This is a genomic window from Delftia sp. ZNC0008, from assembly GCF_000799035.1.
Taxonomy (GTDB): Bacteria; Pseudomonadota; Gammaproteobacteria; order Burkholderiales; family Burkholderiaceae_C; genus Comamonas; species Comamonas tsuruhatensis.
Genome location: NZ_JTKZ01000822.1, coordinates 1 through 322, shown reverse-complemented (window position 1 = coordinate 322; position 322 = coordinate 1). Strand labels below are relative to the sequence as shown.

General features: G+C 70.5%; 1 pseudogene. It reads right to left on the bottom strand.

Annotation, left to right across the window (positions count from 1 at the left end):
- Positions 1-322: pseudogene (locus L995_RS26245) on the bottom strand (hypothetical protein); the annotation flags it as partial.

Genomic DNA, 322 nt, shown 5'->3' with positions numbered 1-322 from the left:
CCTGCACTGCTGTAGCCGTAGCGCACGAGCGTGATGGGGGTGGACAGGGGATGCAACGGGTCCTGCGTGAGGTCGACCCCGATGAGGCGCCAGCCATCGTCGGCGCCCCACAGTCCGTTCAGGCCCTGCGCGTCCTTGCCGCCGTGGATGCGCTGGTGCAGCAGGCGGTAGCGCCGGCCTGTGCCGTCGCTCAGCGAGACCAGGCGCCCTGCGGGCATGGTCTCTTTGCTGGCACTGTGGCCGGCCTCGGGTGTGGTGCCGTCGCTGTAGTGGTAGAGCTGGCGGCGCCCGAAGCGGTCGATCTGGGCCATGAGGCGCCAGG